Source organism: Ruegeria sp. AE4 (assembly GCF_056542185.1).
The window spans coordinates 166017-180997 of sequence record NZ_JBQFZK010000004.1; the positions used below are offsets into that span (position 1 = coordinate 166017).

The window sequence follows — 14981 nt, forward strand, 5'->3', positions numbered from 1 at the left end:
TGTGTCAGGTGTTCATCGAATCGAAGAACTCGCCGTTTGTCTTCGTCTGTTTCAACTTCGACAACAGGAACTCGATTGCGTCGGTGGTGCCCATCGGATTGAGGATACGGCGCAGAACGAAGGTTTTGGCCAGATCGCCCTTGTCGACCAGCAGGTCCTCTTTCCGTGTACCGGATTTGAGGATGTCGATCGCCGGGAACACGCGTTTGTCTGCAATCTTGCGGTCCAGAACGATTTCCGAGTTACCGGTACCTTTGAATTCTTCAAAGATCACCTCGTCCATCCGGCTGCCGGTATCGATCAGCGCCGTGGCGATGATGGTCAGCGATCCGCCCTCTTCAATATTCCGGGCCGCACCGAAGAAACGCTTGGGCCGCTGCAACGCATTCGCATCCACACCACCGGTCAGAACTTTACCCGAGGACGGAACAACGGTGTTAAACGCCCTACCAAGTCTTGTGATCGAGTCGAGAAGAATAACAACATCTCGTTTATGTTCGACCAAACGCTTGGCCTTTTCAATGACCATCTCCGACACGGCCACGTGACGCGTTGCGGGCTCATCGAAGGTTGACGACACAACCTCACCCTTAACCGAGCGCTGCATGTCGGTCACTTCTTCCGGGCGTTCGTCGATCAGCAGGACGATCAGATAACACTCCGGATGGTTCTGTTCGATCGAATGCGCGATGTTCTGCAGGATCACGGTTTTACCGGTCCGCGGCGGTGCCACGATCAATGAACGCTGACCTTTACCGATCGGCGCAACCAGATCGATCACGCGCGCTGACTTATCCTTGATGGTGGGGTCTTCGATTTCCATCTTCAGACGCTCATCCGGGTACAGAGGCGTCAGGTTGTCGAACAGGATCTTGTGCTTGGCCTTTTCGGGATCTTCAAAGTTGATCATGGTGACTTTGGTTAGCGCGAAATAACGCTCATTCTCATCCGGCGCCTTGATCTCGCCTTCGACCGTGTCCCCGGTCCGCAATGAGTGCAGACGGATCATATCGGGCGAGACATAGATATCATCAGGGCCCGGCAGATAGTTCGCCTCGGGCGAGCGCAGAAAGCCGAACCCGTCCTGTAGCACTTCCAGTACGCCATCACCGCCGACGGTCCAGCCATCATCGGCACGTTCGCGCAGAATCTGGAACATCATTTCGCCCTTACGCATAGTCGAGGCGTTTTCGATCTCCAGCTCTTCGGCCATGGCCAGAAGGTCTTTGGGGCTTTTGGCTTTCAGGTCGGCCAGATTCAGGGATTCATTGGACATGATACATACCTTCACCGCTGAGAACGCGGCTTGAAGTGGAATTTCAGTACGGAAAATACGCCGCCCGGACGGGCGTGTTGTGATCTACATAAGCGCAGCGACGTTCGGAGTCAAACAGGCGTTCAGAACTTCAGAATGACCGCCAGAACGATGGCAACCATCAGAATGGTCGGAACCTCGTTCATCATGCGATACTGCCGCCCAGTGAGCTTATTCTGGCCTGCCAGGAAATCCTTCCTTCGGGCCATAAGCCAATGGTGGAACCAGGTCATCGCGATCACGCCCGCACCTTTGACCCAGGGCCATGCAAAATCCCATCCGACGATCCCCGGTGTGAACACCATGATCAGCCCGCATACCCAGGTTACAACCATCGCGGGGCGCATGATCACCCGCAGCAGCTTGTCTTCCATTTCAAAGAAGATGTCTTGCGCGCCCTCTACGGTCTGCGCTTTTTCGACGTGATAAACAAACAGTCTGGGTAAGTAGAACAAGCCGGCCATCCATGAGATCACGGCCATGATATGTAATGACTTCACCCACGGGTAAATCGTGAAAAGAAGGTCTGTCATGCCGGCTCCGAACGTTGTTCGGAACTCTCCCTAATAAAAAAAAAAGAAAAGAAAAAGGATGATGGTTTTGTAGGGTGCCAAAAATCCGTGGATTACTTTCTTACCCTAGCGTTTTCCCCAAGGGGACAGAATATCTGAGATCGCCAGTGATTCTGTTGATATAAATAAATTGTTATCTAAATCAATAAGTTAATATTGAATCATCGTATCTGATCTGTGGATAACCCGATGGGTATCGCTGGATAGATCTGTTATCCCAAGAGTTGGAGTTATCCTTGTCCCGACAGGATGAGATTTGAGCGACTCGGGGATCTTTGCCACAAAATTCCCGGGGTTGCGTGTCAACCGGAAAACCATACAAAACACTCCAGAACTCTCATCAATTTGCACACGGTGTTTTCCACATGTCTGTCCCCATTCTATTGGCCTCGGGATCTGTTATTCGCGCGCAATTGCTAAGGAACGCAGGTGTGCCGTTTGCAGTTCAAACGGCGCGCGTGGATGAAGAGGCGGTCAAAAGGGCGTTGCTGGCAGAGGATGCCTCACCACGCGATATTGCTGATACGCTGGCTGAGATCAAAGCGCGTAAGGTCAGCGACAAGAACCCCGGCGCCATGGTGATCGGGTGTGATCAGGTGCTGGATTTCGAAGGGCTGCTGCTGTCAAAGCCCGAAACCCCGGAACAGGCGCTGGCCCAACTGAAAGCCATGCGCGGCAAGCGGCACATGCTTTTGTCCGCAGCTGTGATCTATCAGGATGGTGAACCGATCTGGCGGCATGTGGGGCAGGTGCGTTTGCGGATGCGGGCCAGTTCCGATGCCTATCTGAAAGACTATGTTACGCGGAACTGGGACAGCATTCGCCATGCCGTCGGAGCCTACAAGCTGGAAGAAGAAGGCGTTCGCCTGTTCGCCACCATTGACGGCGACTATTTTAACGTTTTGGGTATGCCCCTGTTAGAGCTTCTCAACTTTCTGGCTGTCAAAGGGATGATCGAGCAATGACGGACAATCGGGTTCCTTTGGCCGGAGTGATTGGGCATCCCATCGGGCATTCGCGCTCTCCCAAGCTGCACGGGCATTGGTTAAAGACCTATGGGCTTGCCGGGCATTATATCCCGATGGACGTCGCCTCTGCAGATTTGGAGACAGTGCTGCGAACCCTGCCCAAAGCGGGCTTTGTCGGGGCCAACGTGACCGTTCCGCACAAAGAAGCGGCGTTGAAGATCGCAGATCATGTTTCTGACCGTGCAACCGTGATTGGTGCTGCAAATACACTGGTGTTCCGAACTGATGGTTCGATACATGCAGATAACACCGACGGGTACGGGTTTATGGAAAACCTGCGCAGTGGCGCACCTGACTGGAATGCGAAAGATGGCCCGGCGGTTGTGTTTGGTGCCGGGGGTGCTGCCCGTGCCGTTTTGCAGGCCTTGTCTGATGCCGGGGTGCCGGAAATCCTGCTGACCAACCGAACCCGCGCCCGCGCGGATCATCTGAAGGAAGAGTTCGGCCAACGCATTCGCGTGGTAGATTGGGTTCAGGCGGGGAATGTCATCGAAAATGCCGAACTGGTGGTCAATACGACCTCACTGGGGATGCAGGGCCAGCCAGAGCTGCGCGTGCCGTTGGATGGGTTGCAGCCTGGTGCCGTGGTAACGGACCTGGTCTATGCCCCGTTGAAAACCCGCCTGCTGCAAACTGCCGAGGAGGCCGGATGCACCACAGTCGATGGTCTTGGGATGTTGCTGCATCAGGCCGTTCCCGGGTTTGAACGATGGTTTGGGGTCCGCCCCGAAGTAGACGCGGATACGCGCGCGGCGGCCCTGGCATGAGTTTTGCGCTTGGCCTGACAGGCTCAATCGGTATGGGGAAAAGCACCACGGCGCAGATGTTCGTTGAAGAAGGGTGCGCATTGTGGGATGCGGATGCGGCGGTGCATCGGCTGTATGCCATTGGTGGAGCAGCGGTTGAACCAATGCGGGCAGCCTTTCCTGATGCGATACTTGACGGGGCGGTTAGCCGAAACGCGTTGAAACGGATTATCGCGGATGACCCGACCACGTTGAAAACGATTGAGGCGATTGTGCATCCACTGGTCGCTGCTGACCGCGCAGAATTTCGCGAAAGCGCTACAAGCGACATCCTGGTGTTCGATATTCCGCTTTTGTTTGAAACGGGCGGTGATGCAGCAATGGATGCGGTGGCCTGTGTTTCTATCCCGGCCGAAGACCAAAAACGGCGCGTGATGGAACGGGGCACGATGACCGAGGCGCAGTTCGAGCAAATCCGCGCCAAGCAGATGCCGAACGATGAAAAATGCGCGCGGTCGGATTTTGTGATCGTGACCGATACTCTGGACCACGCCCGCGCGCAGGTGCAGGATGTGGTCAGGCAGATACGGGCGGGGATGGCACATGCGTGAGATTGTACTGGATACCGAAACCACCGGGTTTGACCCCGAAAGCGGGGATCGGATCGTGGAAATCGGCGCCGTTGAGCTGTGGAACCACGTTGCCACCGGTGAAACCTATCACGTCTATATCAACCCCGAACGCTCGATGCCGGAAGAGGCGTTTGGCGTGCATGGTATTGGTCCCGATCTGCTGGACACCCCGCGCCCGCCGGAAAAGGGCGAAGTGACGCTGAAAGACAAGCCGGTCTTTGCAAAGGTTGGCCATGGGTTTCGCGAATTTGTTGGCGATGCGCGGTTAGTGATCCACAACGCCTCATTCGACATGAAGTTCCTGAATGCCGAGCTGAAATGGATGGGTGCCCCGCTTATCCCGATGGAGCAGGCGTTGGATACACTGGCAATTGCCCGTAAACGGTTCCCCGGTTCGCCAGCGTCACTGGATGCGCTGTGCCGTCGCTTCAATATCGACAACTCGAACCGTGTGCTGCACGGCGCGTTGCTCGACTCGGAAATTCTGGCCGAGGTTTATCTGGAATTGATCGGTGGACGGCAGCCTGATTTTGGTCTGTCGACATCCGCATCTTCTGCGGACGGAGGCAGCGATGATTGGCGAGCTGCACCGCGCAGCACACCATTGCCATCCCGGATCACCGAGGATGAACGCGCAGCACATGAAGCTTTCGTTGAAAAACTGGGCGAGAATGCCTTGTGGACCCGCGCCTGATCCGGTCAGGCACGGGTCAAAATCTTACGCGTCGGCTTTTTGGGCCTGTTCGGCCTGACGGCGCATCAACTCGTTGCGATAGAGCGCGACGAAATCGATATTGTCCAGGTTGACCGGCGGGAAGCCGCCATCGCGAGTAATGTCGCTGACGATGCGGCGCAGGAACGGGAACAACATGCGCGGGCATTCGATCATCAGGAATGGGTGCAGCTGATCTTCCGGCACACCTTCCACGTGGAACATGCCGCAATAGTCCAGTTCGCACAGGAACAGAATGTCATCCATGCCTTTGGCTTTGGATGTCAGGTTCAGCTTGATCGAAACTTCGAACTGATGGTCCGCCGCACGTTTTTTGGCGTCCAGATTCACCTGAACGGCGATTTCGGGCTGTACGTCTCCGGAAACGCCCTTTTGCGCCATCACGTTTTCAAAGGACATATCGCGGATGAACTGCCCCAGAACACGCATCTGAACCTGCGGGGCGGCTTGGGCCGCAGTGTTTTCTGCAGCGTTTTCTTCGGCCATGGATCTACTCCAAAAATGAAATTCGCCACTGCTTAGCAAGTTGGGCGCGGCACCTCAATGCTGGTGGGGACCTTCCACCCATTTCGAAGGCTTCGAGGGGTCTTTTTTTGGCCGAACTTCGGTGAATTCCCCATCGATGATATCGCCCTGATCGAACGGGTTCCCGCGGTTTTGATATCCGGGGCCCGGCCCCATCTGGAACTGGGTCACGGTAACCTTGGATTTCAGATAGCGGAAAACGGCGATGCGGACACCGGGAACTAACAACGCAAAACCAACGGCATCAGTGAAAAAACCCGGTGTCAGCAACAAAGCGCCCGACAACAGGATCATTGCCCCATGAGCCAGCGGTTCGGTCGGATCGTCCAATTCGGCAAAGGACCGTTGCAGCTGTCCAAGCGCCATGCGACCTTGTGTCCGTACCAAAACCGTGCCCAGAACCGCGGTCAGCACTACGATGGCAAGTGTCGGCCACAACCCAATCAAACCACCAACCTGAATAAACAGCGCGATTTCGATTATGGGCACCAACAAAAATGCCAAGAACAGATACATTTGCGTTATCCTTTCCCTTAGGCCGGGCTGTGGACTTGCCACTCACTGTCACCTACATAGTGGCATGAGGCCGTGTATACAAAGTCGCGGCGTTGAAAAGAGAATGAAATGAGCGACAACCCTATGATCCAGCTCCTGGTCCTGGCCGGAATTGCCATTTTCCTGATCCTGCGCCTCAAAAGCGTATTGGGCACGCGTGAAGGCTTTGAAAAACCGCCTGTGCAGCAACAGCCCGAAGCCCATAAATCGCGCCGCGGTTTCGAGGTGATCGATGGCGGCCCGGATCATGACATTACCGATCATGTCGCCGAAGACAGCGAACAGGCGCAAACTCTGGCTGCGATGAAACGTGTCGAGCCCGGTTTTTCGGTCAGTGAGTTCGTTCAGGGCGCGCGCGGTGCGTATGAGATGATCGTGATGGGGTTTGAAAGGGGCAATCTGGATGAAATCCAGCCTTTCCTGTCGGAAGAGGTGTTCGAGACTTTCGTTTCGGTCGTGGCAGCGCGCGAAGATCAGGGCCTGACCATTGAGGCCGAATTCATCGGTGTGCGGGAAACCACCCTGACGGATGTGAAATTCGACAAGGATACGAACCAGGCCGAAATCACGATGAAGTTCGTGGGGGAGCTGACCTCGGTCGTTAGGGATCGCGGAGGCGATATCGTCGAAGGCAACCCGAATACTGTGAAGCGCCAGAAGGACAGCTGGACCTTTGCCCGCGTCATGGGCAAGGACGATCCAAACTGGCTGCTTGTCGCCACGGACGCATGATTGCAACGCTTCGGTCGCTTTTACTGGTGGGTGCAATGACCATCGCCAGCGCTGCCGAAGCCGAGGCAACGCGATCCATACTGTCGTTTGACGATCTGCAGGGCTGGGCCGAGGACGACCACGGCGCGGCCCTTTCCGTATTTCTGAACACGTGCGGTGATCTGGATGACCCGGATTGGCGCGCCTTGTGTGGTGTGGCCAGAACATATGAACCGGATGCCGCCCGCGCCTTTTTCGAGTTATTCTTCCGCCCTGTTCTGGTCGAGGATGACAAAGAGGGCCTGTTTACCGGCTATTTTGAACCCGAGCTTGACGGCGCGCGCACCCGGACAGACCGTTTCAAATACCCGATCTACAAGATGCCGCCCGAAGCCCGTGCCGAAGGACCATGGCTGAGCCGTCGTGACATCCTGACCGGTGATGTGATGCAGGGCCGCGGGCTAGAGATCGCCTGGGTTGACGACCCTGTCGAGCTGTTCTTTCTGCAAATTCAGGGCTCGGGGCGCATTCGATTGTCGGATGGTGGTGCGCTGCGGGTTGGATATGGTGGTGCGAATGGTCACCCCTATCGGTCGATTGGTGTTGAGCTGGTGCGACGCGGGGTTCTGGGTGCGCATGAGGTCAGCGCCCAGATGATCCGTGCCTGGGTGCGCAAAAACCCCGAGGCCGGTGCCGAGTTGCTGCTTCACAACCCGTCATACGTTTTCTTTCGCGAAGTCTCACGCGTTGCCCCCGAATTTGGACCTTTGGGGGCGATGAACCGGTCGATCACGACAATGCGCTCGATTGCGGCAGACCCCGCCTATACGCCGTTGGGCGCACCTGTTTGGGTGGAAAAGGACGGTGAAAACCCGTTGCGACGGCTTATGATCGCGCAGGACACGGGCGCGGCCATCAAAGGCGCGCAGCGCGCCGACATCTTTTTCGGAACCGGTGAAGAGGCCGGGCAGGCTGCGGGCAGGCTGAAAGATCCGGGTCGGATGGTTCTGTTGCTGCCTATTCAGCGCGCCTATGCCCTGTTGCCGGATGAATTCTGATGACACGGCGCAAACTGACAACCGACGAGATCGAGCTATGGCGCAAGGTCACCAAACAGGCCGAGCGACTGCATCCGGACAGTCCGCAGAGTGTCCATCCGACCACCCTGCCGAAGCCCAGACCCAGAAAAACACCAAAACCCCGGTTTGAGGTGTTTGAGCTTGGTCAGAACCTTCAGCCGAAACCTAATCCAAACGATCTGAAGCCATCGGTGACGGATGCGCTGCGTGCCGCGCCTGTTCAGATGGATATCAAAGCTTTTGGCCGGATGAAACGCGGTAAGCTAAAGCCCGAAGGCAAGCTGGATCTTCACGGTATGCGGGTTGATACGGCCCATCCTGCGTTGATCCGCTTTATCCTGAGCGCACAGGCACAAGGTAAGCGACTGGTTCTGGTGGTAACCGGCAAAGGCAAGGACCGCGACGAACCCGGCCCGATCCCCACCCCGCGCGGCGTTCTGCGCAATCAGGTGCCGCACTGGCTGTCCATACCGCCGTTGGCGCAGGCGGTGATGCAGATCACACCCGCGCATATCAGCCATGGCGGCGACGGCGCCTATTACGTCTATCTCAGGCGAGTGCGCTAAAGATCCCGCCGGGAGCGGGAAATGCCGGTTTGGACCAGAACGCATACCAGCACGAAGAATACGCCAATCCAGATGAACTGCGTATTCAGCGAAATGCCAAGGTCAATCAGGACGCCAGTCAGGCCGGGACCTATGGCTGATCCAAGAACCATGACAGCCGCGGCCATCGCCTTGATCGCACCGATATGTCGGGTTCCGTAGAATTCGGCCCAGAATGCGCTGGGCAATGTGCTGTTTGCCCCAACGGTCAAAGCCAGGAAGACCAGCCCTAGGGTTGCGCCGCTGATCGAGTTTGTCATGCCCAGAATGACGAACCCAAGTGCGATCGGAAGCTGGTAGTAGGGCATGATCCGGGCGGTTCCCCATTTATCCAGCGCCCAGCCAGATGCAAACATGGACAGCAGGGATATTCCGGTAAAGATCGGAAATAGCGCCACCAGCTGGATATGCTGCCACCCCTTCACATCAGCCAGATAAACCTGATGAAAGAAAAACGCGGTGATAAATGCGGATGGCCCAAGCACTGATGGCACCATGAACCAGAACAGGGGATGGAACAGAGCGTCCCGGCGGGTCCAGTGTTTTCCCTGCATTCCCGATGCTGAAAACGCGTTGGCGAGGCTTTGTGGAGTTCTCTCTTCTCGCAGCAGCCGCATCAGGATCGGAATACCCAACGCCGTGATGCCCGCCGCGGCAATCCACAGCCAACGCCAATCCAGATAAACCATGGCGCCAACAAAGATCAGCGGCAGCAACGCCTCGCCAAGCGCATAGCCGGTGGACGCTATGGAAAGCGCTTTGCCCCGCGTAACCGTGAACCAGCGGGCCATTGCGACCACGGCAAGATGCGTGCTCATCCCCTGCCCAAATAACCGCAACAAAAAAATCACCAACGGCAACAGCAGCAGCCAAGTGTTCAGCGCCATTGCAATCGCGGCCAACGCCAGTCCCGCCAGCACAACCGGGCCCAAAACCCGTACGCGGAAGATATCCGTCAACCCTCCGGCCCAGATCATCACGACGGCGGACAGGGTCGTGCCTAACGTGTACAGCCCACCCCATGCGCCGTGGCTGAGGCCAAATTCCGAGCGGATTTCACCAGCAAAGACCGAGATGAAAAAGGTCTGCCCGAAACTGGACAGAAATGTCAGCAGAACGCCGGCCCCAAGCCAGGTCGCGTTGTCCGCAAGAAACCGGTGCAGGGAAACCCGCGTCACGGATTACTTACCTGGGCCTGGCCGGTTTCAGTCAGCACGATTTCTGTGGCGCCAGCAGGATTGCGCTGGCTTGGCGGCACGAGAATGTCGATCCCGCGCCGGTCATCGCGCCCAAATGTTTCGCTGACCCGGCGCACAGAGCGGAGGATAGTCAATAAGGCCGGAGAAGTAGCAGCCACAAAGTGGGAGGATTCCGCATCGCTGTTGAAGGCAGTCGTATCCAGGATTTCAATCGGATAATCGGACAGCTTCTCGGCCGATCCGATATTGCCAAGCCTTTCACCATCGGCGGTTCCCCTCAACCGGCCGGAGACGTTCAGGACCTTGTCTTTCTTGGACACCATCAGGACAAAAGGATCAGGAGGATTTTTGATACTGTTCATCTGCGACCGAAAAACATCCACATCCAGATCGGGCGATATCAGAATAAGGCCTTCCAGATTTCGCTTTGCCCAGCCCGGCTGTTTCAGTTCGGTTTGCCGTATCATCTCCATTGCCAGCGCGCCGCCCATTGAATGCGCCACAAGGGCTACTCGCTTGACCCCCATGGACTTGAGTAGACGAATGGTTTCTTCCAGCCCATCACGGGCAAACAACATACTGTCCAGATCATAGGCATAACCATAGCCTGTCGCGCGGCTGGGCCATGAATAGACAAGGATTTGACCGGGAATGCCGATATCATGCGACAGCTGAGCGGCCCGGAACAATGTCTCTGTCTGAGTGGAGTTATAGCCGTGCACAAAAATCGTAACTTCCTCGGCCCCACTCAGCCTGTCTTTCAGCTGTTGCGGCCCGCTTAGCTGATCTACCTCTGCCAGCACGAACTGTTTTCTCGGGTCAGGGTTTGCGTATGAAAATTTAAGGCTTCCCGGTGAACGCCCCGGTGGTATCGACACGGTGGTTTCCAGAAATTGCAGGCGTTCTGCGCGGCGGAATCCATACGCGCCATCGGGCTCGCGCGCACGCGTCGTGGCCGCAAAAACCGTTTCGGGAGTTCCGATTTCCAATGCAGATGGAAGGGTTTCGGATACAGTCCGGTCAACACATGCCGCCAGCACGACCGGACACAGAATGAAGATTAAGAAACGCAGCACGGACAGCCCCCGGAACCAATTGCCGACACGCTATCTTATTCTAATCCCGCGTCCAGCACGGCGACGCGAAAAAGCGGCAGAAACTGGCCCGAGCGGTTACAATCTGTAACAGACCGTATCCGTACGAAACCGATCTCTGCCGGTGCTGTTGGACCTAGACCTCCGTATCCTCGTCCTGTTCCTTGTGCGGCATTTCTTCGATCAGGCGGGTTTCCAGCAATTGCCCGTTCCGATACAGGATCGGATAGGCCACTGCGGCGATGTGGCTGTTGAATTCCCGAAACGCGCGCAGGGTTTCCAGGTGGATATCGCTGGTCTCAAAGCTTTCCGTACTGCCGTGCTGCAGGCGTTTGAGGTGGCGTTTGCGGCTGTCACGCTCGGCCCGTTTGATTTCGGTTTTCTCAAGGCTCAGCAGACGGGCGCTTTCCAGATCGTCCGAGATCAGAACGTTTGAGGCCAGTTTGAGGTTGGCCAGGATGCCTTCGTGCATCTCAACCAGTTCCGACCAGCCCTCTTTCGAAAATGAAGCGCCTTTCTTCCGCATGTCGCCCGCCAGAACAGTCAGCCGCTTGGCAACAACGTCGCCCGCGGTTTCCAGCCGGATTGCGTATTCCATCAGGTCGCGCGCCACTTTTGCGTTTTGCTTTCCGAATGTCTCCTCGGGAATGGCGGCCACGAATTTTCGAATACCCGACAGGCAGTCGTTCACATCTTCGTCCATGTCCCTTACGGCGCGTATCTGGTCCTTGTCGCCGCTGCGGTACAATTCCAGTGACGGGCGGAACATCGACTCGACCAGATCGCTCATCCGCAGCAGTTCACGCTTGAGGCTGGACAGCGCCTGGGAGGGGCTGCCGGCGGTGCGCACATCCAGCGCGCTGGCCGGGCGACCTGCCTGGGCCAGCGCGTTCGCAGATTTCGGGTCCGGAAAAAACTGCTCGAACGGCGCACGCAATCGCCCGCAGAACGGCAGTGCCAGCAACAGCAACGAAGCATTGAACGCCAGATGCGCATTGACCAGCATCTGACCGCCCTGCAAATCCCCCAGAACACCGGCACGCAGTGCCGCAGTCGCTGCGAAAAGGGTGACAATCGCCCAGCTGCCGCGCAAGGCCAGGTTGGCAAAGGGTATGCGCCTGGCGGGCATTTCCATCCCCCTGCTCAGCCAAACAGGTATGAAAGCTGAACCGAAATTGGCCCCCAATACCAGCGACAGCCCGGCGGCAAACGGGATTGCGCCGATCTGGACCAGCGTCACACACATCAGGATCGCCGCGACCGAGGAATGCATAACAAAGGCCAGCGCGCCGCCGACCAGAAACGCTGTAATATAGTCGCGCGCCAGATACTCGGCGACGGCAGGCAAAAAAGCACTGTCCCGGATCGGGTCCATGGCTTCGCGCAAAAAGCGCAATGAGATCAGGATGAACGCAATCCCCATCAGGATGCGCCCCAATTGCCGGGGCTTCTTGGCCTCGGTCTTGACAAACAGATACCCACCAACCGCGAGAAGCAATGGTATCAGCCAACCCAGCTGGAACGACAAAACCTGAATGATCAGCGCCGAACCGAGATCAGCGCCCAGCACGATTGCAAGGCCGGTGGGAAAGGTCAGGAACCCCCCAGCAGCAAAACCCGATGTCAAAAGGGCAACCGCTGCCGAGCTTTGCAGAACCACCGCCATTACAATGCCGACCATTGACGCCTGTGCATAATGGCTTTGGCCCGTCATGAGGCGCTGGAACGAAGCCCCATAGCTGCGCTCGATCCCTGTGCGGACCATCCGCACTGCGTAAAGTAGCAGCATCGTGGCTCCGGCCAGGCTGATGAGAAAGCTTACTATCGCCATGATCCTACCCGTTCACCAAATCCAGCATCTCCCCGTGCAGTTCGGGTGTTGCCGCTGAAATCACCCGGCCGTCAGAGTTCAGGTCAAGCGGCCGACCCTCCCAATCTGTCATCACCCCACCCGCAGCTTCTACCACGGCCATCACTGGCAGGTAGTCATAGGGCTGAAGGTCATAGTCGATCACAGCATCCACATGGCCCGCCGCCAGAAGGGCATGGGGGTAGCAATCATAGGCGAACCGTCTGGTCTGTCCAGACTGCATCAGCCTGTTGAATAACGCTGGATGATCGCGATAGATCTTGTCCCCCTCGTTTACAAAAAGAATGGACTGATCCAGCCGTGTTTGGGCCGAAGTCGTGATCTCACGGCCATTCAATGTGGCGCCCCGGCCAACAACGCCGGTAAAAATTTCATTTATCGCTGGCATGCCAATCACGCCGATATCCGGTTTACCGTCAACCAGATGCCCCAACAGAAATCCAAACAGCGGATGCCCGGACAGGAATGACCGGGTTCCATCGATCGGGTCGATGATCCAAACCTGGCGACAATCCTGACCCTCGAACCCATGTTCTTCGCCAAAGACGCCGTGATCGGGGAAATGCTGTCCAAGATAGGCGCGAACCTGTGCTTCAACACCCTTGTCGGCCTGTGTCACCGGGCTTTCGTCCGACTTGAACTCAACCCCCAGCGCGCCACGAAAATACCCCCGCGCTGCTTCGCTGGCCAGGTCAGCTATCTTTACCGCATGAGACAGCAGGTCGGTGCTTTCATCGGTCTGTGACGTCTTTGGATTCAGCATTTGTTTCTATCCTGTTTAACGATGATTGCGATCCCGGAGCGGTTACAAATCAGGAACGACCATTTGGCGGTCTCGCCTCGATCTCATCTCAACACATCCCACAATAATCCTACAAATCAACAAATACTCAAACAAAAAAACCCAAATATCCACGCTTTCACAAAAGTATGTGGATTTTGAAACATGATTCGATTCTCAGAACATGCAGGCAAAGGCTGGCTACACGCAAACAGGCGCACCCAAAGGCCAGAGGGTTGTGACGAAAACAAGAGTGAGCTCCTGTGGACGTCCCGGCCCCTACACACTTGAAGACAAAGATTTAACTTATCCAGTAAACAAGTTTCCGGGCATCGTGCCGCCTTTAGCAGCATTTCGGAGCTGAGCAAAACCGCGACCGCCGAAAGCCGTGATTCCGAAGACCGACTGCAGACAGTTAAATACACTGAAATCTACCTAATGAATTGTCATGGAATACACTTCTAGGTAACGCGATCCAGCTATCTGAATTAAGGTCAGCAGTTCCAGGGTTGGCTAAGGTCTCTACATTTCGCTTATCCAGTGATCACTGTAAAGCGGGCCCAGGTCTCGGAGGGTCAGCGTCTTGCCCGACGACAGATCGATAACAGGCTTATCCAAAATAAGTTCTGCACGATCGAGCCCGCGAAAAAAGGACATTGCCATATTCTCATCCCGCGAGTCCCGGTGCCGGGATGGCCATGCGCGAAATGTATCAAGTTTTGATGTGATATGTGAGGCGAGGTCATCACGTACAAAAAATGCGTTCACGCCGGCCGAGTTTGTTCCGACAAATTGATACCCTTTCGCAGCGGCCAGCATTTTGAACGCACCCAGAGATGCACCATAATACTGGCCTGAATAATGTGCCGAGAAACGTTCGAAGCCCGGATCGTAAGGGACAGTCAGATTATGCAAATCACCAAAGATCGCGTTGTATTCAACAATCAGTATCGCCGGAGATACGGAGCTAATCGCATCCAGCACCCAATAGTCGTTGCCGTCAATATCGACACTAAGAATGCCAATTTCGCCCGACAGATCGTGCTCGATCAGCAGAGTGTCGATATTTTCCGCAGTAATAAAGGCTTCAACGGGCGTTATGTCATTGAAGACGTGGATTGGATCTGCCCGAACATACGCAATATTCGCGGCTGACCCATCCATGATCAGACCGCGCCACCCCCTGTGGCGCACCAAAAAGCGCGTATTCGCTTCGGTATAGTTTTCAACTCCAAACTCAACAAAGACGCGTGGTATGCTTGGCAGTTGCGAGACCAACCATTCGATAATGCCATCTTCCCCGAATTGAGAATGGATGCGGAATTCTGCGTCGGCGATACATTCAAGCCTTTCCATCGCCTGAACCTGCCGGGCAGCAACCTGCCCAGTGGCCAGCAGTAACCGTTCCTGGCGCCCCGCAATTTCAGCGAGATGAGCTGCAGTCATCTGCGGGGCCGGCGCAGACAAAGGCAGCGTTTCGGAAGAATGCAAGAAGCGCGATAAGACCCGACGCAGTTTCACGATAGGTTTCCGTAG

16 protein-coding genes are annotated in these 14981 nt (G+C 56.1%); 7 read left to right on the forward strand and 9 right to left on the reverse strand.

Features of this window, described 5'->3' with window-relative positions:
• Window positions 1-4 precede the first annotated feature (4 nt).
• Window positions 5-1276: a transcription termination factor Rho gene (gene rho / locus ACR0EK_RS08835; RefSeq protein WP_267364726.1), complete on the reverse strand. Its 1272-nt coding sequence runs from the start codon at window positions 1274-1276 to the stop codon at window positions 5-7.
• 122 nt (window positions 1277-1398) lie between these two features.
• The gene (locus ACR0EK_RS08840) at window positions 1399-1848 is read right to left on the reverse strand and encodes a CopD family protein (RefSeq protein WP_480486911.1); all 450 of its coding nucleotides are present in this window, start codon (window positions 1846-1848) and stop codon (window positions 1399-1401) included.
• Between the two features lie 404 nt (window positions 1849-2252).
• Between ACR0EK_RS08840 and ACR0EK_RS08845 the strand changes: the two genes are divergently transcribed.
• From ACR0EK_RS08845 to dnaQ, 4 genes are read left to right on the forward strand one after another with little or no spacing between them, the layout of a single operon-like run.
• A complete protein-coding gene (locus ACR0EK_RS08845) occupies window positions 2253-2852 on the forward strand; it encodes a Maf family protein (RefSeq protein ID WP_480967754.1) in 600 nt (199 codons plus the stop codon).
• Complete coding sequence (locus ACR0EK_RS08850; RefSeq protein ID WP_267364724.1) at window positions 2849-3682, forward strand: shikimate dehydrogenase; 834 nt, start codon at window positions 2849-2851, stop codon at window positions 3680-3682. Before ACR0EK_RS08845 ends, ACR0EK_RS08850 begins: the two co-directional genes overlap by 4 nt.
• On the forward strand, window positions 3679-4272 hold the full coding sequence (coaE, locus tag ACR0EK_RS08855; protein WP_480506857.1) for a dephospho-CoA kinase: 594 nt from the start codon (window positions 3679-3681) through the stop codon (window positions 4270-4272). Before ACR0EK_RS08850 ends, coaE begins: the two co-directional genes overlap by 4 nt.
• Window positions 4265-4987 carry a DNA polymerase III subunit epsilon gene (gene dnaQ, locus ACR0EK_RS08860; protein WP_480559168.1) on the forward strand — a complete coding sequence of 241 codons (723 nt, stop codon included), beginning with the start codon at window positions 4265-4267 and terminating at the stop codon, window positions 4985-4987. Before coaE ends, dnaQ begins: the two co-directional genes overlap by 8 nt.
• Window positions 4988-5011: 24 nt before the next feature.
• On the opposite strand, the gene secB is transcribed toward dnaQ, so the two are convergent.
• Together secB and ACR0EK_RS08870 are read right to left on the reverse strand one after the other, a co-directional pair.
• Window positions 5012-5512 carry a protein-export chaperone SecB gene (secB, locus tag ACR0EK_RS08865; RefSeq protein WP_209506872.1) on the reverse strand — a complete coding sequence of 167 codons (501 nt, stop codon included), beginning with the start codon at window positions 5510-5512 and terminating at the stop codon, window positions 5012-5014.
• A 54-nt stretch (window positions 5513-5566) separates the two neighbouring features.
• Entirely contained in the window at window positions 5567-6067 is a 501-nt protein-coding gene (locus ACR0EK_RS08870) for an FxsA family protein (protein ID WP_480559166.1), read from the reverse strand.
• A 108-nt stretch (window positions 6068-6175) separates the two neighbouring features.
• Between ACR0EK_RS08870 and ACR0EK_RS08875 the strand changes: the two genes are divergently transcribed.
• From ACR0EK_RS08875 to ACR0EK_RS08885, 3 genes are read left to right on the forward strand one after another with little or no spacing between them, the layout of a single operon-like run.
• Window positions 6176-6838 (forward strand): Tim44/TimA family putative adaptor protein, encoded by a 663-nt coding sequence (locus ACR0EK_RS08875; RefSeq protein WP_480482550.1) that lies wholly within the window; start codon window positions 6176-6178, stop codon window positions 6836-6838.
• Window positions 6835-7875, forward strand: coding sequence for a murein transglycosylase A (gene mltA, locus ACR0EK_RS08880; protein WP_480538396.1), 1041 nt, complete (start codon window positions 6835-6837; stop codon window positions 7873-7875). Before ACR0EK_RS08875 ends, mltA begins: the two co-directional genes overlap by 4 nt.
• Window positions 7875-8462, forward strand: a complete 588-nt coding sequence (locus tag ACR0EK_RS08885) for a Smr/MutS family protein (protein WP_480482554.1) — start codon at window positions 7875-7877, stop codon at window positions 8460-8462. The genes mltA and ACR0EK_RS08885 overlap by 1 nt, the downstream gene beginning before the upstream one ends.
• Here ACR0EK_RS08885 and ACR0EK_RS08890 read toward each other — a convergent pair.
• From ACR0EK_RS08890 to ACR0EK_RS08910, 5 genes are all read right to left on the reverse strand, one after another.
• On the reverse strand, window positions 8459-9679 hold the full coding sequence (locus ACR0EK_RS08890) for an MFS transporter (RefSeq protein WP_480486897.1): 1221 nt from the start codon (window positions 9677-9679) through the stop codon (window positions 8459-8461). The genes ACR0EK_RS08885 and ACR0EK_RS08890 overlap by 4 nt on opposite strands.
• Entirely contained in the window at window positions 9676-10776 is a 1101-nt protein-coding gene (locus tag ACR0EK_RS08895; protein ID WP_267364713.1) for an alpha/beta hydrolase, read from the reverse strand. The genes ACR0EK_RS08890 and ACR0EK_RS08895 overlap by 4 nt, the downstream gene beginning before the upstream one ends.
• 154 nt (window positions 10777-10930) lie before the next feature.
• Window positions 10931-12625, reverse strand: a complete 1695-nt coding sequence (locus ACR0EK_RS08900; protein ID WP_480898707.1) for a Na/Pi cotransporter family protein — start codon at window positions 12623-12625, stop codon at window positions 10931-10933.
• 4 nt (window positions 12626-12629) lie between these two features.
• Entirely contained in the window at window positions 12630-13427 is a 798-nt protein-coding gene (locus ACR0EK_RS08905; RefSeq protein WP_480546082.1) for an inositol monophosphatase family protein, read from the reverse strand.
• A gap of 540 nt (window positions 13428-13967) precedes the next feature.
• Window positions 13968-14966, reverse strand: a complete 999-nt coding sequence (locus ACR0EK_RS08910) for a hypothetical protein (protein ID WP_480898709.1) — start codon at window positions 14964-14966, stop codon at window positions 13968-13970.
• Window positions 14967-14981: the final 15 nt, after the last annotated feature.